This is a genomic window from Candidatus Clostridium eludens (assembly GCF_045310515.1).
Lineage (GTDB): Bacteria > Bacillota > Clostridia > Clostridiales > Clostridiaceae > Clostridium_B > Clostridium_B eludens.
The window spans coordinates 49,466-70,378 of the sequence record NZ_JBJHZX010000003.1 but is presented as its reverse complement, the minus strand read 5'-3'; the positions used below and the strand labels follow the sequence as shown (position 1 = coordinate 70,378).

The window sequence follows — 20,913 nt, the reverse complement described above, 5'->3', positions numbered from 1 at the left end:
TCTCTAAAGGTTATTTCTTTTTCGTAAAAACTTCATCTATTAATCCATATTCTTTGGCTTGTTCTGCCGTCATAAAGTTATCTCTCTCTGTATCTTGTTCAATCTTTTCAATGGATTGACCAGTTCTTTCACTTATTATAGCATTTAATTTTTTCTTTATTCTAAGTATTCTATCGGCATGAATTCCAATATCAGTTGCCTGCCCCTGAAATCCTCCAAGAGGTTGATGTATCATTATCTCAGAGTTTGGAAGTGCGAATCTTTTTCCTTTTGCGCCAGCTGTAAGTAAAAATGCACCCATGGAAGCTGCCATACCTATACATATAGTAGACACATCTGATTTTATATATTGCATTGTATCATAAATTGCCATACCTGCTGTTATTGAGCCTCCTGGACTATTTATGTAAAAGTATATATCTTTATCAGGATTTTCTGCTTCTAAAAACAAAAGTTGTGCCACTATGAGACTTGCTGTAACATCATTTACCTCCTCACTCAACATTACTATTCTATCTTTTAAAAGCCTAGAATAAATATCATAAGATCTTTCCCCTCTATTAGTTTGTTCTACAACTACCGGTACTAAACTCATAAAACTCTCCTCCTTTTACATAATTAATGTAGAACCTTGCAAAATTTAAAGTAATTAAATTTTAAGTTTATTAAACATTAGACATTAGACATATATCTTTCTGCCTCCACTTTTTAATAGTCAAGATCAATTTTTACAATAAGATGTTTTATAAACCATAGAACTCTTTAATACTATTCTGCAATTATCTATATATTTGAAATTAATTGCCAGAAAATCTTCTGACAATTAATCTTTATACTACATATTATGCTATTATTTTGCTACTGTCTACTAGCAATTTCATTACTTTTTCATTTACCACTTGTATTTTCAAATATTCTTTCTGACTATCAAAAACTATCTTTGCCATTTTTTCTACATCATCACTACCATATTGTTTAGCTACTTCATTTGCTTTTTCCATAATTTCATCATCTTCAGCTTCTATATTCTCTGCCTTTACTATTTCTGCAACTACTAAGTCTGCTTTCACTTTTTTCTCTGCTGTCTCTTTCATATAATCTCTGACTTTTTCTTCAGTATTATTTGTATATTTATAATATGTTTCAAGATCCAACCCTTGATATTTTAACCTAGTCTCTAAATCTTTAATCATATTATCTACTTCTTTTTCAACCATTACTTCTGGTATATTTATTTCTGTATTTGCGCACACTGCTTCTAAAACTGCTTCTTCAAATTCTCTTTCTTCTCTTAGCTTATTTGCTTCTTCTTTTTTATTTCTTATATCTTCCTTAAGCTCATCTAAAGTATCAAATTCTGATACTTCTTTTGAAAACTCATCATCTAATTCAGGTACTTCTTTAAATTTTATTTCCTTCACTGTTACATTAAACACAGCCTCTTTTCCATTTAGTTCATCTACACCATACTCTTCTGGAAATGTAACATGAACATCCTTTGAATCACCTGAATTTAACCCTATTAACTGTTCTTCAAAATTATCTATGAAAGTACCTGAACCAATTTCTAACTGATAGTCCTTTCCTTCTCCACCTTCAAATTCCTTGCCATCTACAAAACCCTTAAAATCTATTATAGCTATATTACCTTTTTCTATACTTCCACTTTCCTTTGTTTCTATTCTAGCATCTTTTTCTTGCATATTTTTTAATTCCTGTTCTATGTCTTCCTCTTTAACGTGATATGTATTCTTTTTTACTTCAACGCCTTTATATTCTCCCAGTTTAACTTCTGGAAATACAATTACTTCAGCTGTATATATAAATTCCTTTCCTTCTCCTATTTGGACTACGTCGATTTTAGGATAATCTACTGGATTTACGTCATTTTCTTTTAAAGCCTCTGGATATGTATTTTCACAGCAAAAACTCATTGCATCTTCATAGAATACGCCCTCGCCATAATATTTTTTTATTATATTCATAGGGGCTTTGCCCTTCCTAAAACCTGGTATATTAAATTTCTTTGCATTTTTAACAAATGCTTTTTTCATAGATTCATTAAATTTTTCTGCTTCTACAGTTATCTCTAATTTTACAACATTCTCTTCTATTTTTTCCACTTTAACATTCATTATAAAATTCCTCCCACTAACTAATTGCTCTACACGCTTATATTTAACTATGCCATTATACCATATATTTATAAACATTCCTATATGCTTAGTATATTACTTACTTACAGTTTATTTACTTATCAACATTTAATTGACATACAACCACAGCTCAGAAGTCATCTAATATATTCCATAAAAATTGCCAGCTATAACTTTATATTACCTATTTTTGCTATAAAAATAGTAGTATTATAATTATATATCAAAAAACACAACTTTTATAGTTTTTTTTAATATGTAAGGCATTTTTTAATATAATCTTTAGCTATTTTTAATTCATCATAATTTTTATAATTCTCTCTATACACTTCAATTATTCCTATTTTATTATACCCTATTTCCTTTAATTTACAAAATATTTTTTTATAATTTACATATCCTTTTCCCGGAAGCAAACAAGAGCTTTTAGAATCTCTATCATTTATATGCAGATTTTCTATAGAATCTCCCATGATTTCTATGTATTCTTCAGGTGTTTTACCTGATCTGTACGCTTGCTTTATATCCAGCGTAAAGTATATTGAATTCTCAAATCTTTCTTTTAGCATATATAAAAAATCAATATTACCTGACATACACCAGAATACATTTTCCTGACAAAGCTTTATACCGTATTTCTGTGATGTATATATTAATTTATCATACACATCAAATATCAGTTCTTTAGAAATCTTACTGAGTTTTTCACTTCTCATTCCATGAAAAGTATAACAATTAGCTCCTACAATTTTAGCCAGTCTGCATATTTTCTCAAACTGTAAAAATGAATCATCTCGCCTCCTCTTATATTGATCAAACAAATAAGGCTCAAAAGAAGCAGAAAATCCATGAATAGAATTGATACTAAAATCATTCTTCAGACTTTGCTCTAAAATTATATTTGCAAAATCCTCTTCATATTCACTAACACTATTTAAAAATATTTCCCCAGCATCAAACCCTAAACTTTTCATTAAAGATATACTTTCCTCTGTATTGACATAAGGATAAAAACTGGCAGAAGACAATCCTATATTCATAATCCCTCCAAAATATTATTCATGTAATGGTACTTAAAGATAAATAACAAGATATTCTTAATTATAATTACAATAATCCCAGTAGAAATTCAAAACCTTTTCTACTGGGCAACAGAACCTGATGCCGTTATATAAACAGTTGTACCATCTGCAATTACTGTAAGTCCTTTTTCAGTCAATTCCCCAAATTTTACGTCCTCACCCTGTATATTTTGAATCATGACATGATTCTTATTTTGAATGCTTTCTATCCAAACATACTTAGTAGTTTTTCCTATCCAGGGTAATTGAGTTATGTATGCAATATTATTATCATCTAAGAATTTTGGTGAAGAACACCATACATATGATGGATTACTAGCTATTTGAGAATTTTTTTCTATAACTGCTCCTGTAGTAGAAACATATTGAGGATTTGTTACATCCTGCTTATTCCCATTTATATCAATCAGTAATATACTCTGAGATTTATCATCAAATAAAACTACATTCTTATGTGACGGGCTAATATCATAAGTTACACTGCCAGATGGGGGAGTAACACTTTTAAATATTTTATTATTGCCCTCACCTTGGTAAGTCAAAGTAATATCCCTGCTATCACTTAATTGTATTTTATAGGAATCCTCTTTTTTTGTGTCTTTATCTTTAGATGCAGTTTTATTATTAGATTCAGATATCTTTTTGTTGTCATTGTTATTAGTTATCTGCTTACTTCCTGCTGAATTGTTAACTTTTACTTTATTGGCTTCCTTTACTACATCTTTAAATGCTCCCCTTATATAAATCACAATCAAAGTTATTACCAGCAAACATGCCACAACCAGTATAATTATATTTCGCCTACGTTGTCTCATTTTCTTTCCATAATCTTTACTAAAAATACTTGGCTTACCCACTAAAAAACTCCTCCTATACTCAGTATTAATAGACATCAAAATCGTACAATATATATAATGTGAAAATCACCACACAAAAAAGCTATTATAATTCTCCCTGTATATAATAACATAATATCTTAAAAATTATTACTTATTATAACTCAAAAATACGATAAATAGTAATAATTTTTTATAGATCTACTAAAATAGAAAACTTTCCTAATATAAATATGATATTGTTTAAAATTAATTTAAAATATGTAACAAAAAATAAATTCATTTCTAAAATTTGATTAACTATTGATATTATAAAACTTCTTGAGATTTACAAATAGTTAATTTACTAAAAAGAAATGAATTTAATATGAATTTATTTAAAATAAATTAAATATATTACTTAAATACTCTGCTTCCTGGTTTTACATATTCCAATCCTTCTTTACACATAGGACAATCTTCTTTATCATAGGTATTTATATCTAACTTTACTGCACTGTAAACTGGATAAGATATATTAATATCATTTGATCTCCTATCTACTATACAGCATATACCTAAAACTTCCCCACCTAAATTCTCTATTACTTTAGCAACTTCTAAAGAAGATTTTCCTGTGGTTACCACATCTTCTGAAATTATAATTTTTTCTCCCGGCTTTATTTCAAATCCCCTTCTTACAGTCATATTTCCATCCTGTCTTTCTGCGAATATTCCGGGTTTTCCTGTCTGCCTTGCAAGTTCATAAGAAACTAGAATTCCTCCCATTGCAGGTCCTACTATTTTATCGAAATCTACATCTTTCAACTTATCTACAATAACCGATATTACTTCTTTTGCTTTAGAAGGATATTGTAAAAGCTTCGCACACTGGCAATATTTATCACTATGTTTTCCAGAAGAAAGCAAAAAATGTCCTTCTAGGAGTGCACCTACCTCTTTTAAAGTATCTATAACTAAATTATCCATAATTCACCCCTTATATTATTCCTCTTATTTCATTTAAATTTTTTATTTTTTCATTTTGAATATATTTTTCTATACCCTTTATTATATCCAAACATACATCTGGTTTTATAAAATTAGCAGTTCCTACCTGTACTGCACTAGCTCCAGCCATTATGAACTCCACAGCATCCTGCCAGCTGCATATTCCACCTATTCCCACTACAGGAACTTTTACGGCTTTTGAAACTTCATATACCATTCTAAGTGCTATAGGCTTTATTCCTGGTCCCGAAAGTCCTGCGGTTACATTATCAAATACAGCTTTTCTATTTTTTATATCCACAGCCATGGCTTTAAATGTATTTACAAGGGATATGCTATCTGCCCCTGCTTCGCAGCACTTAGAAGCCATATCTACAATATCTTCTGCATTAGGAGATAGTTTTACCATAAGAGGCTTTTTACAAATCCTTTTTACAGAGTATACAACTTCAGCAGCTATTTCAGATTTTATTCCAAAAGCCATACCTCCACTTTTTACATTAGGGCAGGATATATTAAGCTCTATAATATCTACCTCCGAATTATTTAATTTTTCTACAGCTTTAATATACTCTTCCAGGGTACTCCCACCTAAATTAGCTATAACAACTGTATTAAACTTTTTCATTTTAGGAAGCTCAATGTTTATAAAATAGTCTACTCCAGGATTTTGAAGGCCCACGCTATTTAACATACCTGATCTGGTTTCAAAGCTTCTTATACCGCTATTACCCTCTTTCTTTTCTAAAGTAAGACCTTTAGAGCATATACCTCCCAGCTTTGAAACATCATAAATTTCATTGTATTCCTCTCCAAAAGCAAAAGTTCCAGATGCTGCAATCACAGGGTTTTTAAACTTTACACCACATATATCTATCAATATAATTAATCTTCCTTCCTTGTAGATTCTTATTAAAACATTTTTAACTTGTTGATTTGTAGATGCCTAAAAGTATTACATCATTATATCAGTTCCTAAAAACACCGGTCCATCCCTACAGACTCTTTTATTGCCGTTTATTGTATTACAGGTACATACCAGGCAAGCTCCAATTCCACAGGCCATCCGATTCTCCATAGATACATATACAGTTACTTGCTTTTCACTACACATATTTACTACCTTTTTCATCATCACCTGGGGGCCACAGCATACTACCATATTATAATTTTCTGGATTAAAACCATCCGTTACATAACCTTTTTTTCCTGCTGAACCTGTTTCTGTAGAAACATAGATATTATCTGCAAAAGGCTGAAATTTTTCTATGGAATATGTACTGTCTTTAAATCCAGCATATAAATCTAACTTATAATCCTTAAACTGTATGCTGTCTATACTAATTTGTTTTCTTATATCTTTTGCCAAATAAAACATAGGTGCAATACCTATTCCTCCTGCTATTATGGCAATGTTCTTTTTTATTATATCATTTGTGAAAAAACCATTTCCAAGAGGTCCCAAGAGTTTGATTTCATCTCCCTTTTTTAGATTGCCAAGCTTTCTAGTTCCCCTGCCTGTTATCTGATATAAGAAAACTATTTTTTCCTCATTTAAATAATGTATACTTATGGGTCTCCACAGCACAGGCTCCATATCCCAGCATCTCAACATATAAAATTGGCCGGGTATTCCTTTGAAATTTCCCTGCACTTCAAGCTGGTATACATTTTCATCTATTCTTTTGTTTTCATATACTCTTTCAATAGTGTAATCCAACTTACTTTTCAATATGATTTCTTCTCCATTCTAAAATATTTTACTTACTGTTCATTTTCAGATACCTTATTGGCAGCCACTTCTAAAATATCATCTCTTATTTTGATACACTCCTGCCTTGCATATTCTCCATAATTTTTTTGGCCATCTTTTTTATTTTTATAGGCAAGCAGTATACCTCTTGAAGAATTCACCACTCCACCATTTCCTTCTTTAAGGTAGGCTGATATGTCCTCTGCAGTACCGCCTTGCGCTCCATATCCCGGTATCAGGAAAAATACATTTTGTAAATTATTTCTTAGTTGTATTCCCTCTTCTTGATGGGTACAGCCTATTACTCCCCCTATGGAACTGTAGCCGCAGCTTCCTAAATATTTTTCTCCAAGAGAATTCACTTTTTCTCCTACAACATCATATAATTTTCTGCTTCTACCTGTATTTACATATTGCAGATCTCTTGCACCTTTATTTGAAGTCCTTATTAATATAAACAATCCTTTATTCTTATTTATCACATAGGGCAAATAAGGCTCTATTGTATCAAAGCCCATATATGGATTTAATGTTACAAAATCACTTTCAAATTCCCCTTGAAAATGTGCTTTTGCATACATTTCAGCTGTTTTAGCTATATCTCCTCTTTTAACATCAGCAATAACCAAAACTTTTTTATTCCTTATATATTTTAGAGTCTTACTATAAGCTCTAAGTCCTTCAATGCCCAGTGCCTCATAATATGCAATCTGCACTTTGTAACAAGCTGCTATGTCATAAGTACTGTCAACTATTGTCCTATTAAACTCAAATATACATTCCTCTATACTTTCACAGGAATTCCTTACACTTTCAGGTATATATTCCAATGCTGTATCCAAGCCTACACATACATGTCCCTTTTCATTTACAGTTTCATACAACTTATCTATAACCATAAATTTTCCACTCCCATCAAAAGCATTTACACTTCTTGGTCAAATACAATTTTTCCTGCCTTTATTGTTTTAATTACTTCTCCAAATACGTTATACCCTTCAAAAGGAGTATTTTTACCCTTGGATACAAATTTATTAATCTGTATATTATAGTTCTTATTTAAATCTAGTAAAACTAAATCCCCGTCATAACCTGGAGTTATCTGACCCTTTTTTACTCCTAATATATTAGAAGGATTTTTGGACATTATCTCTGAAAGCTTATTTAAAGTTATATGTCCATTTTTCACAAGATTTGTATAGCACACACTAAAGGCGGTTTCTATTCCCGATATACCTGGTGCTCCTTCCTTCTTATCCTGTATAGTATGTGGAGCATGATCAGTACTTATAGCATCCACCCATCCATTTTTTATTGCTTCTATTAAACAATCCCTATCTTCTTCTGCCCTAATGGGTGGATTTACCCTGTAGTTATTTTCATAAAGTGCTATATGGTGAGGTGTAACCTCACAGGTTACATTATCTCCCTTAATTTTACTATCTATTATATACCCTATAGCTTCTTTAGTACTTACATGGGCTATATGTGCAGCACATCCTGTAACCTGAGAAAGCATTATATTTCTCCAGGTCATTATATTTTCCGCTAATCTCATATCTGTATCCGAAAGAGAATGATCTTCTGAATGGCACATAACTATTCTTCCGGATTTCTTAGCTTTTATCATTGCCTTCATCATAATACTACTGTCCATAACATCTTTTCCGTCTTCAGATATTATTTTCACCTTTGAATCTAATCTATCTAAATGACTTACATCTTTTCCCTCAAAATTATTGGTTATGGATACGGATTGGTGCACATCCAAAATACCAATTTCCTGAGATCTTTTTAAAACGTAATTTACAGTGTTCATATTGCTGCAAACAGGATTTGTATTTGCCATGAGATTTACCATGGTATAGCCTCCTTTAACTGCAGCCTTACTTCCACTTTCTATATCTTCTTTCATGGTAAAACCCGGTTCTCTAAAGTGTACATGCAAATCTACAAAAGATGGCATAACAACCAGACTTTTTCCATCTATTTTTTCACAATCTTCCTTTAAGTCTATACCTATTTTATTTATAATTCCGTCAGCTATATAAACATCTCCTATAAAATCTTTACAAAAGTCAATTATTCTAGCCTCTTTTATTAGAAGTTCCATTTAAAGCCCCCTTCCTTAAACTACACAGCAGTACATTGTAAAATAAGCAGCTAATTCTATAATGATAAATTCTCATATATTTGATCACAGTATTCACATCTATATTCCCCAGTACTTTCATCTACCAATTTAAAAATATGGGGTATATTTTTTTCCATAGAAGTTACACACCTTGGATTCTTACAAGTTATAATATTTTCTACTCTGTCTGGTAACTTCAGTTTTATCTTTTCATATATAGTTTCATTCTTTATAATATCAATTGTTATATTAGGATCTATAAAACCCAATACCGCAAGATCCAATTCTATATTATTTTCTATTTTGATTATATCCTTTTTATTTAATTTTTTACTTTCTGCATTCATTATAAGGGCTACAGAATAATCAGCCTTATCTAAGTCCAGATACTTATATATTTTCATTCCATATCCTGCTTTTATATGATCAATTACAATTCCATCTTTTATGCTATTTATTGTAAGCATTGTATACCTCCCCTTACTGAATTCCCAGCAATTTTATCATTAAAGCCATTCTAACATACATGCCGTACTTGGCCTGCTTAAAGTAATAAGCTCTAGGATCTCCATCTACTTCATAAGAAATTTCATTAACACGAGGCAGCGGATGCAGAACTATCATATTATCTCCTGCTTTAGATATTCTTTCTTTATCAAGTATATAACTATCCTTAAGCCTTATATAATCCTCTTCGTTAAAAAATCTTTCCCTTTGCACTCTGGTCATGTAAAGTATATCTAAAGATTCTATAGAACCTTCCAAGTTCTTAGTTTCTTTATACTTAACATTTTTTTTATTTAACTCTTTTTTCAAATAATTAGGAATCTTCAATTCTTCTGGAGATATTAATGTAAAACTGTTATTTTCATACCTAGACATGGCCTTGATAAGTGAATGTACTGTTCTTCCGAACTTTAGATCACCGCAACAGCCTATTTTTAGATTGGACAATTTTCCTTTTATAGACTTAATAGTCAAAAGATCTGTTAGTGTTTGAGTAGGATGCTGATGTCCTCCGTCCCCTGCATTTATAACAGGTATTGTAGAATACATGGCTGCGATCTTTGGTGCCCCTTCTTTTGGATGCCTCATAGCAGCTATATCCGCATAACAGCCAATTACCCTTATTGTATCAGCTATACTTTCACCTTTTGAAGCTGAGCTTGAACCTGGTTCTGAAAATCCCATTACTTTTCCACCTAGCCTTAACATAGCAGATTCAAAACTTAATCTAGTTCTAGTACTTGGTTCGTAAAATAAGGTAGCCAATAATTTGCCTTCACATATATGTGAAAATTCTTTTTCTTTTAAAATTATTTCATTGGAAAGTTTAAATATTTCTTCTAATTCTTCTATTGAAAAATCCATCACATCAATCAAATGTCTTCCCTGTAACATTTCATTCCTCCTTCTCAGCATCTCTGTGCTAAATTTAAAGGCTTAAGGCATCTTTTATTTTCAGATACCTAAAAAAATGCCCTCCTAATTGGAAGGCATTATTATACCATAAATATAATAATATTATAATTCTTACTATGCCTTCCTAGTTTCACGGAACTAGTTTTAAAGGTTTTAGTACTTAAATTTTATCTTGCCCATGTTATCATAATTTCAATTTAAAGTCAATACCTGACGTCAAATTGAAATTATTTACCTGTCCACATATCCATAACATAGCCATTTTCATAATTAAAATATTCATAAGGAAGATAAAAATATCCCTCATCACCCCACTGACTCCCCCATGAGTTACGCATGATAACTTGTTTTTTAGTGTCATCATAGCCAACGGCGAGCACTGCATGGCCACCTAATAATTGCTCACGGTTGGGATTTGGCATTGGTATTATCCCTGTTTTTGCAGCTTCATCTGATTCAAAGCTTTCATAAACTTGAATACCCACTACTACCGGCAATTTTTCTGCTAAAACAGTTTTTACTCCAATAAGATCCTTCACACGATTATATTCAGCGATTTTGAAATCTATACCACCTATTATAGCTTTTGCATCAGGTTCTTTAGTAAACTCATTAATGTCATAAGGGCAGTCAAGTTCCGGTGAACAACCAAGTTGCTGTAAAATTTTCATGCCATCTCTAATTTCAGCTCCGCTATCTTCATCCACACTTCCTTCCACAAAACGCTCCCACCAATATAAATACAGTCGGCTAAGAGGTGTAACCTTATTTAATTTTACATTCTGCAAATATTCACCTAAACCTGAAGCTATGGCATTAGCAGTACAGGAACCTAATTGTCCCTGGTCAACTATTGGTGAACATTTAGATCTGAAATCTATTTTTGGGGGTAAATTTGAAGATTGCTTTATAGATTTAGCATAATATATTCTGTCCCTCATATCTGCCTTGTCAGACTTTAATTTATAAACTTGTTTTGACATTACTATCTTCTCCTTAGTTTTATATTAAAAAACAGTTTAATGTTAATTTTCTTTAACTCTTTTAGTTGATTAGTACAACAAATTCTATATAAAATATTTGTATTTTGTAACATATTATGAAGCAGTGCTCTATTTGTGTTCACTCTAACTTTTATACAATATGTAAATTTATCCGAACGCTACCATTGCTAATGCTCCCATCGCACTCTGTGAAGGCGATTCACACAAAATTAAAAATTTTGGTTCTCTGCTTTTCTATCAAAGTGGGAGATAAGAGGTGCTACGCGCCTGGATAAGTTCTTCTAAAGGTTCAGATGTAGATAAGTATTTCTCTATAGTAAACTCCACCTGAACCTAAGAATCACTTGATCATTAAATATCTTTATATTACTGTACTGTAACGGATTCAGAGTAAGTCCATATAATAAAACCATACAGCATTTTATAGGAGAAAACAGATGCATTTACTCTATATGATTTCAATAGCCCTTGCAAATAACATCGATAATATAAGCGTTAGGATAGTATATAGTATCAGAAATATAAAAATATCTCTTGCAAAAAACTTATGGATTTCAATTATAACCTTCTTTATCTCATCTGCTTCAGCCTTTTCAGGGTCCATTCTACCAAAATACCTAAATAAGCAAATATCTTCTATATTAAGCTTACTATTATTAGTAGGTATGGGCCTATGGATTATATTGGAGCCCTATATAAAAAAAGCATATAACAAAAAAGTAATTTTCAATAAAATGCAACATACAAACTTTGTTAACATTTTAAATGAGCCAGAAAAAGCTGATGCTAATAACTCCAAAGATATTGACTTTAAAGAAGCAACCATTCTTGGAGTTGCTCTATCCCTGAATAATATAGGTGGAAGCCTGAGCATAGGTATAATGGGCTTAAATCCAGTATTTATAGGCTTATTTTCTTCGTTAATAAGTTTTTTAGTTCTTCTACTTGGAAATTATGCTGCTGAATTTTTTAACAGATGGAATTTCCAAGACAAAGCAAATATAATAGCGGGTATAATTCTGATACTAATAGGAATAAAACAAGTTATACACTAATTAAATTGCATTATAAATATTTTAAATATATAATATTTTTCTCACCTATAAGGCCACATTGGCATAAGTTATTACTAGTAAAAAAGTTAGTCACGTACAACTCTATTGAACGCAGCTAACTAACCATAAATAATAGATGAACTTCAACGGGTAGCTTACACACATAATAGGCTACCTGGTGTTATGATTAAAAAAGGAGGTATGTTTATGCAAAAACTTAGCAATGTTGATATGGGTAAACTTGTAAAAGTCGAAAATCTTACAGCTGAAGGATTATTAAGAGAGAGAATGCTTGCCATAGGCCTTACAAGAGGCACCGAGGTTGAAGTAATTCGTAGAGGTCCTTGCGGAGATCCTACTATATATAATATTAGAGGAACAATGATTGCATTAAGGCGAGATGAGGCCTTTTTAATACATGTGTCTTAAACAAACAATTTATCAATGTTTATTGGGAGGTCAATAATGGGGCTTACTTATCAGTCAACAGGGCTTGATACTTTAACAGAAATGTATAAAGTAGACAAAAAAGAGGGTCAATATGTTTTTGCATTAGCAGGAAACCCCAATACAGGAAAAAGTACTGTATTCAACTCACTAACTGGACTAAGACAACATACTGGCAACTGGCCGGGTAAAACAGTGAGTAACGCAAGAGGTAATTTTAAAGTTAAGGATAAAGAATATATACTTGTTGATTTGCCGGGGACTTATTCTCTTTTCGCCTCATCTGTAGAAGAAGAAATAGCAAGAAATTTCATTTGCTTTGGACATCCTGATGCAGTTATTGTTGTTACTGATGCTACCTGCCTTGAACGAAATTTAAACTTAGTATATCAAGTCATGGAACTTACAGACAATGTTATTTTATGTATTAATCTCATTGATGAAGCTAAAAAGAAAAAAATTAATATTCACGGAAAAGATATAGGAAAAGCCCTGGGAATACCAGTAGTATTAACAGCAGCAAGGAACGGATTGGGAATAGATGAACTTAAGGAAATTATATTTAAAGTAGCTTCAAAAAAAATAACTCCCAATCCTAAAAAAATAATTTACCCTGATACTATAGAAAAAATAATTGAAAAATTAGAACCTACGGTAAAAGAAAAAATAAAGACTTTAAACTCCAGATGGCTTTCATTAAGACTTATTGATGGAGATAAAGGAATTATGAATACTCTCTTTAAAAGTATTAAACAACAGGATCTAGAAACACTTATAAAAACAACGGACAGTATAAAAAAAGACTACGATACAAAGCAAATTAGAGATGATATAACTTATACAATATACAAAAATGCAGAAGAAATTATAAATAACTATGTGGAAATTAATAAAAATGGAATCAACAGAGACAGAATAATAGATGATTATATTACTTCAAGAATTTTTGGTATACCAATTATGATAGCAATACTGGCAGTTGTGTTATGGCTGACAATTGTAGGTGCAAACATACCGTCTCAAATATTATCAAATATATTATTTGGTTTTGAAGACAAACTTACAGTTTGGTTTACACAGTTGAATGCTCCTGGCTGGATCCATGGAATATTAGTTCTCGGTCTATACAGAACACTGGCCTGGGTAGTTTCAGTAATGCTTCCACCTATGGCAATATTTTTTCCTCTATTTACACTACTTGAAGATCTGGGATATTTGCCAAGAGTTGCTTTTAACCTTGACCATCTATTTAAAAAAGCATGTGCCCACGGCAAGCAGTGTTTAAGTATGTGTATGGGGCTTGGATGTAATGCCGCAGGAATTATTGGCTGTAGAATTATTGAATCGCCAAGAGAAAGACTTATTGCAATATTGACAAACAACTTTATGCCTTGTAACGGAAGATTTCCTACATTAATTGCAATTTCTTCAGTATTTCTGCTCACTACATCAAATGGTCATTTTTTTAACTTTCTTCCTGCCTTAGCTGTTACATGTATGGTTATACTTGGAGTTATTATAACTTTATTAACTTCTCGTATATTATCTAAAACTCTATTAAAAGGATATCCGTCAAGCTTTACTCTTGAACTTCCGCCTTATAGAATACCACAAGTAGGAAGAGTATTATATACTTCAATAATTGATAGAACCATATTTGTACTTGGTAGAGCTATTACAATAGCTGCTCCTGCAGGAGCAATTACATGGATTCTTGGCAATACTTATATAGGAAATTTAAGCGTTATTGGTCACATAGCAGCTTTTCTTGACCCTTTTGCAAGACTCATTGGCCTGGACGGGTTTATCCTCATGGCATTTATACTTGGTATACCTGCTAACGAAATAGTCCTTCCAATACTACTTATGTCTTATCTTTCTACAGGATCAATGATTGAATTTAATAGTATTGATTCCCTTAGAAAAATACTCCTTGCCCATGGGTGGACTTACCTTACTGCCTTAAATTCAATGCTTTTCTGTCTACTGCACTGGCCTTGTGCCACTACTCTTTTAACAATAAAGAAAGAATCAGGTAGTTTGAAATGGACAATACTTTCTGCAGTGATTCCTACAGGAATTGCAATTGTAGTTTGTTTTATCACTACCTCTATAACAAAACTTTTAGGTTTATATTAAATAATATAATACCATGAAAAAAGTACAGGTATAACTTGTACTTTCTTATTTTATTAAAAAACTAACATTACTGATACCAGCTTCTTGAAAATGTTAAATAACCACTGCTGCGGCCCTGGATAAATTATCTAAAGTAGACCATATGAATGCAAACTATATCAAGTGATTCTTAGGTTCAGGTGGAGTTTGCTTATAAGAAATACTTTTCTCCATCTGAACCTTAGAAGAACTTATCCAGGTGCATAGCAGTGCTTATCCCACACTTTGAAGAAGATGGGGGTGTTAGCAATGGTAGCATTCGGATAAAAGTAATTATACATACCTTTAAAACATATACCTTTAAAAGAAAATCAAGTTTATTTTTATTTAGGAAGTGTTGTTTATGAACAATAATCAATCTTTTCATACCGTTAGAGGATATGAAATCTTAGAAAAAGCAAAAAAAAACTTAACACACAGTATGGAAGATTATCTTGAAATGATTTACAGATGTCATTTGAAAGAAGGCTATGCCCGTATAAACAATCTGTCAGAATTATTAAATGTAAAAGCCTCTTCTGCAACTAAAATGGTTCAAAAATTAACAAAATCCGGATTTATTAACTATGAAAAATATGGAATTATACAACTTACAGAAGAAGGAATAACTATAGGAAAATTTCTTTTAAATCGCCACATTATAATTGAACAATTTTTAAATATAATAGGAGTACAAAAAGATATTCTAATAAATGTTGAACTTATGGAACATAATATAACTCCAGATGCATTAACAAAGATTGAAACATTAAATAATTTTTTTACAGATAATTCAGATATATTAAAAAAATTTGTTCACTATCAAGAATCAACTTAAGCTATACTATAAAATTACTATCTAGACTTAATTATAATCACATAAATTTCACATAAACTTTTGATATTTACACAACAAAGAGTAGTTATAATTTTATATAAAGATTAGAAATAAAATATTAAATAAAAAATAAATTGAGATTTTGATTTTAAATAAACTTTATTAAAAAAGGTGGTAAATATTATGAGTATAAAAAAAGCAGTAATTCCGGCTGCTGGTTTAGGTACAAGATTTTTACCTGCTACAAAGGCACAACCCAAGGAAATGTTACCAATAGTAGATAAGCCCACAATTCAATATGTAGTAGAAGAAGCCATTGATTCCGGCATCCAAGAAATATTAATAATTCTAGGTAAAAATAAAAAATCTATTGAAGATCATTTTGACAAGTCTGTGGAACTTGAAGATGAACTAAAAACTAACCATAAGGATAAATTATTAGAATTGATTCAAAATATAAGTAATATGGTGAATATATATTATGTACGTCAAAAAGAGCCCAAAGGATTAGGTCATGCTATAAGTCTTGCCAAAGCTTTTGTAGGTAACGAAGCATTTGCTGTCATATTAGGAGATGATATAGTAGATAGTGAAGTACCTTGTTTAAAACAATTGATTAACTGTTATGATAAATATAATACTTCAATTATAGGAGTACAGCCTGTTAACAAAAAGGATGTATCAAAATACGGAATTATTGATGGCATAGAAATTGAAGATGGTATTCACAAGATAAAAACTATGATAGAAAAACCTAAAAAGGAAGAATCTCCATCCAATATTGCCATTTTAGGCAGATATATAATAACTCCAGAAATATTTGAAATACTGGAAAGAACTAAGCCCGGGAAAGGTAATGAAATTCAACTTACAGATGCATTAAAAGAATTACTGAAACAAGAAGCAATATATGCCTACTCCTTCCAAGGCAAAAGGTACGATATCGGTGATAAGTTAGGGTTCATTCAAGCTAACATAGAATATGCTTTAAAACGTAAAGATTTAAGAGAAAGTCTTACTTCTTATATTTTCGATATTAATAAAAAATTAAGATTAAATCCTTAGAAATATAAGAGAGGCCAGAGCCTCCCTTTTTTCTCACTTGTCCAATTTACTTATTTTTTTCTTGAGCATTTTGTTATACTCATTTAAAATTAGATCCAGCTTTTGACTTTCTTTAATTATATGCGGATCAAGTAAATTTTTCTTTTCTCTAATTGCATCTCCTAGTTCCATTCTTAATATTTCTATTTCTCTCAATATAGCTTCAACTTTGGACATAAAAAAAACACCTCCTTTCGAAATTAGTATAAACTATACTAGAAAAAAGGGGTTTTTATACATATTAATCTAAATTAGTCTAATAAAGCCACAAAAATAACTCCAACTTAAAATTAAGTTGGAGTCTCTATTCGTTAAAACAACAATATTACACAGCAGCTTTGGGTTTGCTTTCGTCTTTCTTAATAATACCCATCAACCCAGGAATCACCAGAAGTATGCCAGATGGAATATAAAAATAAGTTATACACAGTAATCCACCTAAGGCTGCAATAATCATAAATATTCCTCCAAGTTTACCTTTGCTTTTAACCAATACAGCTCCAATAATACCTACTATGGATAACAATATTGCACCTATTCCAAAATTATTTACTGTAACCGCTTTGTCAACCTGAAATACAGACGCCAATCCCCCGATATTCATTGCATATATACCCGCTATAATTCCTAAAATACCTCCAATAAGTCCTAGAACAAGCTCCACTGTTCTTTTATTTTCCATAACAACTCTCCTCTAAAATATATATCCCATTACATTATATCAAATAATTTACTATTTGTCCATTTTATTGAAAAATATTTATATGATTTAAATATACTAATAGCTAATAATACCTACATACTGGATACTATCAAGTGATTCTTAGGTTCAGGTGGAGTTTGCTTATGAAAAACACTTTTCTCCATCTGAACCTTATTAACAGTATTCTTAGTGTCTTTATCACTTAGAATACGTTATCCTTTAGGAGAAGAACTTATCCAGGCGCGTAGCACCTCTTATCCCTCACTTTGATAGAAAAGCAGAGAACCCAAAATTTTTAATTTTGTGTGAATCGCTTTCACAGAGTGCGATGGGGGTGTTAGCAATGGTAGCGTTCGGATAAAAACAAAAAGTCAGTAAAATAAACTATATTATTAATTATATGTTATTATAGCTGTATAATATATTTTAGTAAAAAATAATGTTAAAAGGAAAGTGAGGTGAAAAGTGGTAAGTAAAGAGTTGTCTATGACAATGGGCAATTCCTCCCCGATTTTTATGAATGGGAGTATACTTGCCACAAATGGATGAAAGTATTACTTATTAATGGAAGTCCCAAAGCTAAAGGATGTACTTATACTGCTTTATGTGAAATATCAAAGGAATTAGAAAAAGAAAACATCGAGACAGAAATTTTTCACATTGGTAATAAACCTATTATCGGTTGTACAGCCTGTAATAACTGCTCTAAAACTAACTCCGGCAAATGTGTATTTAACAATGATACTGTAAATATTGCTTTGGATAAGGCCAAAGAAGCCCATGGTTTTATTTTTGGTTCTCCTGTACATTATGCAGCAGCTTCTGGTCTGATAACATCTTTTTTAGATAGATTCTTCTATGCGGGAAATTGTTTTCAATATAAACCCGGTGCTGCAATTGTAAGTTGTCGAAGGGGCGGTGCAACAGCAGCTTTTGAACAGTTAAATAAATATTTTACTATTTCAAATATGCCTATTGTATCCTCTCAATATTGGAATATGGTTCACGGAAACACTCCTGAAGAAGTAAAACAGGACTTAGAAGGAATGCAGACAATGAGAACCTTAGGTAAAAATATGGCATGGCTTTTAAAATCTATAGAGGCGGGTAAAAAAGCAGGAATTCAACTACCAGAAAGGGAACCGGCAGCAATTACTAATTTTATACGCTAATCAATATGCCAGTTTATTTCGCATAATACCTAAATAGATCTCTTTTAATAATAACCTATTATGAGAGTAACTTGCTGTATTATGTGAAATAACCCCAGCTTCTTTAATTTCATAATAATATTTTAAGCTGTTTTTAAATTGATTACCCAACCAACCATCATGAGCATTACTGCAAAGATAATGGATATTACAGCAGTGCTTAAAAATCTATCTGGCAGCAAATAACATACTATACTTAAACAAAAGGTAATTATTATAGAAATATATTTAAGCTTCATTCTCCACTGCTTACTTTTTATTCTCTTGTTAACGTTGTCCACAGGAGAAAAAATACAAACAAATATAAAGGAAATAATCAATAATACTATTGAAATAATAGTATTAATTAAAATATACTTGCCCATAACAATCATAACTAAAAATGTGATAAATGTAATAAAAAAACATCCCCAATAGGTTTTTGCATGATAGCCCCCGGTAAATAACCTAATGGGGCAAAAAAATATAAGAATAACTATATAATATTGCTGAAGTGAAAATAGCCAAAAGATAATAAAATAAGGAATAATTTTTGTAATTTCATCCAAAATACATTCCAATCCATATGCTATTTTTTTTAATTCTAGATCTGAGAATTCTGGATTTGTTTCGGAAATTTTTTTCACTAATCGGCCTATAAATTTATTCATTTATGTACACCTTCCACTTTAAACTTTACTAGAAATTTAGTTCTCTCTGGAGTGCTTTCTAAAAATATACTGCCATTATTTTTTTCAATTAATTGTTTAGTAATATATAATCCAAAGCCATGTCCACCTTTTTGTTCTGTTTTTGTAGAAAAACCTTTGTCAAAAATCTTTTTCTTTATATCTTCAGGAACGCCATCCCCATTATCAACTATTTCAATACAAAAGTTCATATCTTCTTCAAAAGTATTAACACATATTTCCTTATTTTCAATGTCTGCTTTAATCCGAAATGCTTCAAAAGCATTGTCTACAAGGTTACTTATAATACTTATTAATTCATCTTCTCTAATTTTTATTAAACTAAAGGGTTCATCAATTATTACTTTAAAATCTATATTATTTTTTATTGCATAGTTGTTTTTTATAGATAGCATGCCGTCTATATAGTCGTTTCCTGTATCCAAATATCTAAAAGAAGAATGTATTGTATCTGAAATTCTCAGTACATAATTATTTATTCTCTCTACAGTGTTAGGCTTGTTTAACAAACATAGTCCCTGTATAACATTAATATGGTTGGCAAAATCATGTTTTTCCTGCCTGATTATACTGATTATCTCCTCCATATTTTTAATTTGATGTTTTTGCACTTTGTAATTTATATTTATATTTACAAGCATTTCTTTTTCTCTTAAGGTTCTGAACTTCACTATTAAAAATATAAAATACAAAGTAAAAATAAAAATATTGTAGGTTTGAATATTTTTTATATTAAAAACACTAAAGTTAACACAAAACATAAAGATACTAAATATACCTAATTCAATTATTAAATTTGCAAAAATCCTTCCTTCTTTTTCAAACAATTTAAGTTTAACAAAATAGGAATTAAATTCAAAAATCATAGCTACAATAATTATTTGCAGTGTTTTAGAAGTTATTGCACCAATCCAAAAATATCTCCCTAAAAAATTTTGCTCTAAGTTTATTCCAAATATAATCATTTGAATAACTTCAATAAAGTTTTCCGTAATAAAAAGTATTGTAAAAAATAAGCAAATTATAACCATAGAATCAAAAATCCTTATTTTCATAACATAGGCCAGTAATAAAATATCAAACACTATAAGAACCGGTGTATGATAAGGCATGGTCATATGAAATGTGCTCCAATAAGTTACAGAAACAAACAATATGTAAACTACTCCCGTTCTAATTTTATTTTCTATTACAAATGTCTTTTTGTCACATAATGCTTCAAAAATCCCCAAAATGAGTAATATTTCTATAGTATCGAATACAATTTCTCTTATACTCTCCATAAACCTCCTCCTTTGCTCTCAAGGTTTTTTACAAATGTTGTAAGTTAAT

At 30.8% G+C, this 20,913-nt stretch carries 22 protein-coding genes; 6 read left to right on the top strand and 16 right to left on the bottom strand.

The genetic code is table 11. The features are described 5' to 3' along the window. Positions 1-10: 10 nt before the first annotated feature. The 12 genes from clpP to ACJDU8_RS02820 all read right to left on the bottom strand — a co-directional run bounded on the left by clpP (position 11) and on the right by ACJDU8_RS02820 (position 11,356). Positions 11-595, bottom strand: a complete 585-nt coding sequence (clpP, locus tag ACJDU8_RS02875) for an ATP-dependent Clp endopeptidase proteolytic subunit ClpP (protein ID WP_406790646.1) — start codon at positions 593-595, stop codon at positions 11-13. A 247-nt stretch (positions 596-842) separates the two neighbouring features. Further along, positions 843-2,135, bottom strand: a complete 1,293-nt coding sequence (tig, locus tag ACJDU8_RS02870; protein WP_406790645.1) for a trigger factor — start codon at positions 2,133-2,135, stop codon at positions 843-845. A gap of 272 nt (positions 2,136-2,407) precedes the next feature. Then, positions 2,408-3,196 carry a sugar phosphate isomerase/epimerase family protein gene (locus ACJDU8_RS02865; protein WP_406790644.1) on the bottom strand — a complete coding sequence of 263 codons (789 nt, stop codon included), beginning with the start codon at positions 3,194-3,196 and terminating at the stop codon, positions 2,408-2,410. Between the two features lie 101 nt (positions 3,197-3,297). Continuing rightward, a complete protein-coding gene (locus ACJDU8_RS02860; protein WP_406790643.1) occupies positions 3,298-4,095 on the bottom strand; it encodes a hypothetical protein in 798 nt (265 codons plus the stop codon). A 375-nt stretch (positions 4,096-4,470) separates the two neighbouring features. Next, positions 4,471-5,043 (bottom strand): orotate phosphoribosyltransferase, encoded by a 573-nt coding sequence (pyrE, locus tag ACJDU8_RS02855; protein ID WP_406790642.1) that lies wholly within the window; start codon positions 5,041-5,043, stop codon positions 4,471-4,473. A 10-nt stretch (positions 5,044-5,053) separates the two neighbouring features. Further along, a complete protein-coding gene (locus ACJDU8_RS02850) occupies positions 5,054-5,944 on the bottom strand; it encodes a dihydroorotate dehydrogenase (protein WP_406790641.1) in 891 nt (296 codons plus the stop codon). A 75-nt stretch (positions 5,945-6,019) separates the two neighbouring features. Continuing rightward, positions 6,020-6,796: a dihydroorotate dehydrogenase electron transfer subunit gene (locus tag ACJDU8_RS02845; RefSeq protein ID WP_406790640.1), complete on the bottom strand. Its 777-nt coding sequence runs from the start codon at positions 6,794-6,796 to the stop codon at positions 6,020-6,022. A 32-nt stretch (positions 6,797-6,828) separates the two neighbouring features. Continuing rightward, entirely contained in the window at positions 6,829-7,716 is an 888-nt protein-coding gene (gene pyrF / locus ACJDU8_RS02840; protein WP_406790639.1) for an orotidine-5'-phosphate decarboxylase, read from the bottom strand. Positions 7,717-7,742: 26 nt separating this feature from the next. Continuing rightward, positions 7,743-8,930, bottom strand: a complete 1,188-nt coding sequence (locus ACJDU8_RS02835; RefSeq protein ID WP_406790638.1) for a dihydroorotase — start codon at positions 8,928-8,930, stop codon at positions 7,743-7,745. 56 nt (positions 8,931-8,986) lie between these two features. Next, positions 8,987-9,418 (bottom strand): aspartate carbamoyltransferase regulatory subunit, encoded by a 432-nt coding sequence (locus ACJDU8_RS02830; protein ID WP_406790637.1) that lies wholly within the window; start codon positions 9,416-9,418, stop codon positions 8,987-8,989. A gap of 13 nt (positions 9,419-9,431) precedes the next feature. After that, a complete protein-coding gene (pyrB, locus tag ACJDU8_RS02825) occupies positions 9,432-10,352 on the bottom strand; it encodes an aspartate carbamoyltransferase (protein WP_406790636.1) in 921 nt (306 codons plus the stop codon). A 248-nt stretch (positions 10,353-10,600) separates the two neighbouring features. Further along, entirely contained in the window at positions 10,601-11,356 is a 756-nt protein-coding gene (locus ACJDU8_RS02820; protein WP_406790635.1) for a C1 family peptidase, read from the bottom strand. Positions 11,357-11,814: 458 nt separating this feature from the next. Between ACJDU8_RS02820 and ACJDU8_RS02815 the strand changes: the two genes are divergently transcribed. The 5 genes from ACJDU8_RS02815 to galU all read left to right on the top strand — a co-directional run bounded on the left by ACJDU8_RS02815 (position 11,815) and on the right by galU (position 16,939). Next, on the top strand, positions 11,815-12,432 hold the full coding sequence (locus ACJDU8_RS02815) for a manganese efflux pump (protein WP_406790634.1): 618 nt from the start codon (positions 11,815-11,817) through the stop codon (positions 12,430-12,432). Positions 12,433-12,639: 207 nt separating this feature from the next. Continuing rightward, the gene (locus ACJDU8_RS02810; protein WP_406790633.1) at positions 12,640-12,861 is read left to right on the top strand and encodes a FeoA family protein; all 222 of its coding nucleotides are present in this window, start codon (positions 12,640-12,642) and stop codon (positions 12,859-12,861) included. 36 nt (positions 12,862-12,897) lie between these two features. Further along, positions 12,898-15,018, top strand: coding sequence for a ferrous iron transport protein B (gene feoB, locus ACJDU8_RS02805; RefSeq protein ID WP_406790632.1), 2,121 nt, complete (start codon positions 12,898-12,900; stop codon positions 15,016-15,018). Between the two features lie 382 nt (positions 15,019-15,400). After that, a complete protein-coding gene (locus tag ACJDU8_RS02800; RefSeq protein WP_406790631.1) occupies positions 15,401-15,874 on the top strand; it encodes a metal-dependent transcriptional regulator in 474 nt (157 codons plus the stop codon). Between the two features lie 183 nt (positions 15,875-16,057). Then, on the top strand, positions 16,058-16,939 hold the full coding sequence (gene galU, locus ACJDU8_RS02795; protein WP_406790630.1) for a UTP--glucose-1-phosphate uridylyltransferase GalU: 882 nt from the start codon (positions 16,058-16,060) through the stop codon (positions 16,937-16,939). A gap of 33 nt (positions 16,940-16,972) precedes the next feature. On the opposite strand, the gene ACJDU8_RS02790 is transcribed toward galU, so the two are convergent. Then, positions 16,973-17,155, bottom strand: a complete 183-nt coding sequence (locus tag ACJDU8_RS02790) for an aspartyl-phosphate phosphatase Spo0E family protein (protein ID WP_406790629.1) — start codon at positions 17,153-17,155, stop codon at positions 16,973-16,975. Between the two features lie 148 nt (positions 17,156-17,303). Then, positions 17,304-17,660: a DUF4064 domain-containing protein gene (locus tag ACJDU8_RS02785; RefSeq protein ID WP_406790628.1), complete on the bottom strand. Its 357-nt coding sequence runs from the start codon at positions 17,658-17,660 to the stop codon at positions 17,304-17,306. Positions 17,661-18,226: 566 nt separating this feature from the next. Here ACJDU8_RS02785 and ACJDU8_RS02780 point away from each other — a divergent pair. Further along, entirely contained in the window at positions 18,227-18,853 is a 627-nt protein-coding gene (locus tag ACJDU8_RS02780) for a flavodoxin family protein (protein WP_406790627.1), read from the top strand. Positions 18,854-18,975: 122 nt separating this feature from the next. Here the strand turns inward: ACJDU8_RS02780 and ACJDU8_RS02775 are convergent, their stop codons facing one another. Continuing rightward, positions 18,976-19,542, bottom strand: a complete 567-nt coding sequence (locus ACJDU8_RS02775; RefSeq protein ID WP_406790626.1) for an accessory gene regulator B family protein — start codon at positions 19,540-19,542, stop codon at positions 18,976-18,978. Further along, positions 19,539-20,864, bottom strand: coding sequence for a sensor histidine kinase (locus ACJDU8_RS02770; protein WP_406790625.1), 1,326 nt, complete (start codon positions 20,862-20,864; stop codon positions 19,539-19,541). The genes ACJDU8_RS02775 and ACJDU8_RS02770 overlap by 4 nt, the downstream gene beginning before the upstream one ends. Positions 20,865-20,913: the final 49 nt, after the last annotated feature.

What these genes read in the sequence shown, in the direction of transcription:
- ACJDU8_RS02790 (WP_406790629.1), bottom strand. Translation starts at nt 17,155, where the DNA reads ATGTCCAAAGTTGAAGCTATATTGAGAGAAATAGAAATATTAAGAATG.
- ACJDU8_RS02835 (WP_406790638.1), bottom strand. Translation starts at nt 8,930, where the DNA reads ATGGAACTTCTAATAAAAGAGGCTAGAATAATTGACTTTTGTAAAGAT.
- ACJDU8_RS02810 (WP_406790633.1), top strand. Translation starts at nt 12,640, where the DNA reads ATGCAAAAACTTAGCAATGTTGATATGGGTAAACTTGTAAAAGTCGAA.
- pyrB (WP_406790636.1), bottom strand. Translation starts at nt 10,352, where the DNA reads ATGTTACAGGGAAGACATTTGATTGATGTGATGGATTTTTCAATAGAA.
- pyrF (WP_406790639.1), bottom strand. Translation starts at nt 7,716, where the DNA reads ATGGTTATAGATAAGTTGTATGAAACTGTAAATGAAAAGGGACATGTA.
- ACJDU8_RS02830 (WP_406790637.1), bottom strand. Translation starts at nt 9,418, where the DNA reads ATGCTTACAATAAATAGCATAAAAGATGGAATTGTAATTGATCATATA.
- ACJDU8_RS02780 (WP_406790627.1), top strand. Translation starts at nt 18,227, where the DNA reads ATGAAAGTATTACTTATTAATGGAAGTCCCAAAGCTAAAGGATGTACT.
- ACJDU8_RS02800 (WP_406790631.1), top strand. Translation starts at nt 15,401, where the DNA reads ATGAACAATAATCAATCTTTTCATACCGTTAGAGGATATGAAATCTTA.
- feoB (WP_406790632.1), top strand. Translation starts at nt 12,898, where the DNA reads ATGGGGCTTACTTATCAGTCAACAGGGCTTGATACTTTAACAGAAATG.
- ACJDU8_RS02770 (WP_406790625.1), bottom strand. Translation starts at nt 20,864, where the DNA reads ATGGAGAGTATAAGAGAAATTGTATTCGATACTATAGAAATATTACTC.
- clpP (WP_406790646.1), bottom strand. Translation starts at nt 595, where the DNA reads ATGAGTTTAGTACCGGTAGTTGTAGAACAAACTAATAGAGGGGAAAGA.
- tig (WP_406790645.1), bottom strand. Translation starts at nt 2,135, where the DNA reads ATGAATGTTAAAGTGGAAAAAATAGAAGAGAATGTTGTAAAATTAGAG.
- ACJDU8_RS02865 (WP_406790644.1), bottom strand. Translation starts at nt 3,196, where the DNA reads ATGAATATAGGATTGTCTTCTGCCAGTTTTTATCCTTATGTCAATACA.
- pyrE (WP_406790642.1), bottom strand. Translation starts at nt 5,043, where the DNA reads ATGGATAATTTAGTTATAGATACTTTAAAAGAGGTAGGTGCACTCCTA.
- ACJDU8_RS02785 (WP_406790628.1), bottom strand. Translation starts at nt 17,660, where the DNA reads ATGGAAAATAAAAGAACAGTGGAGCTTGTTCTAGGACTTATTGGAGGT.
- galU (WP_406790630.1), top strand. Translation starts at nt 16,058, where the DNA reads ATGAGTATAAAAAAAGCAGTAATTCCGGCTGCTGGTTTAGGTACAAGA.
- ACJDU8_RS02820 (WP_406790635.1), bottom strand. Translation starts at nt 11,356, where the DNA reads ATGTCAAAACAAGTTTATAAATTAAAGTCTGACAAGGCAGATATGAGG.
- ACJDU8_RS02775 (WP_406790626.1), bottom strand. Translation starts at nt 19,542, where the DNA reads ATGAATAAATTTATAGGCCGATTAGTGAAAAAAATTTCCGAAACAAAT.
- ACJDU8_RS02815 (WP_406790634.1), top strand. Translation starts at nt 11,815, where the DNA reads ATGCATTTACTCTATATGATTTCAATAGCCCTTGCAAATAACATCGAT.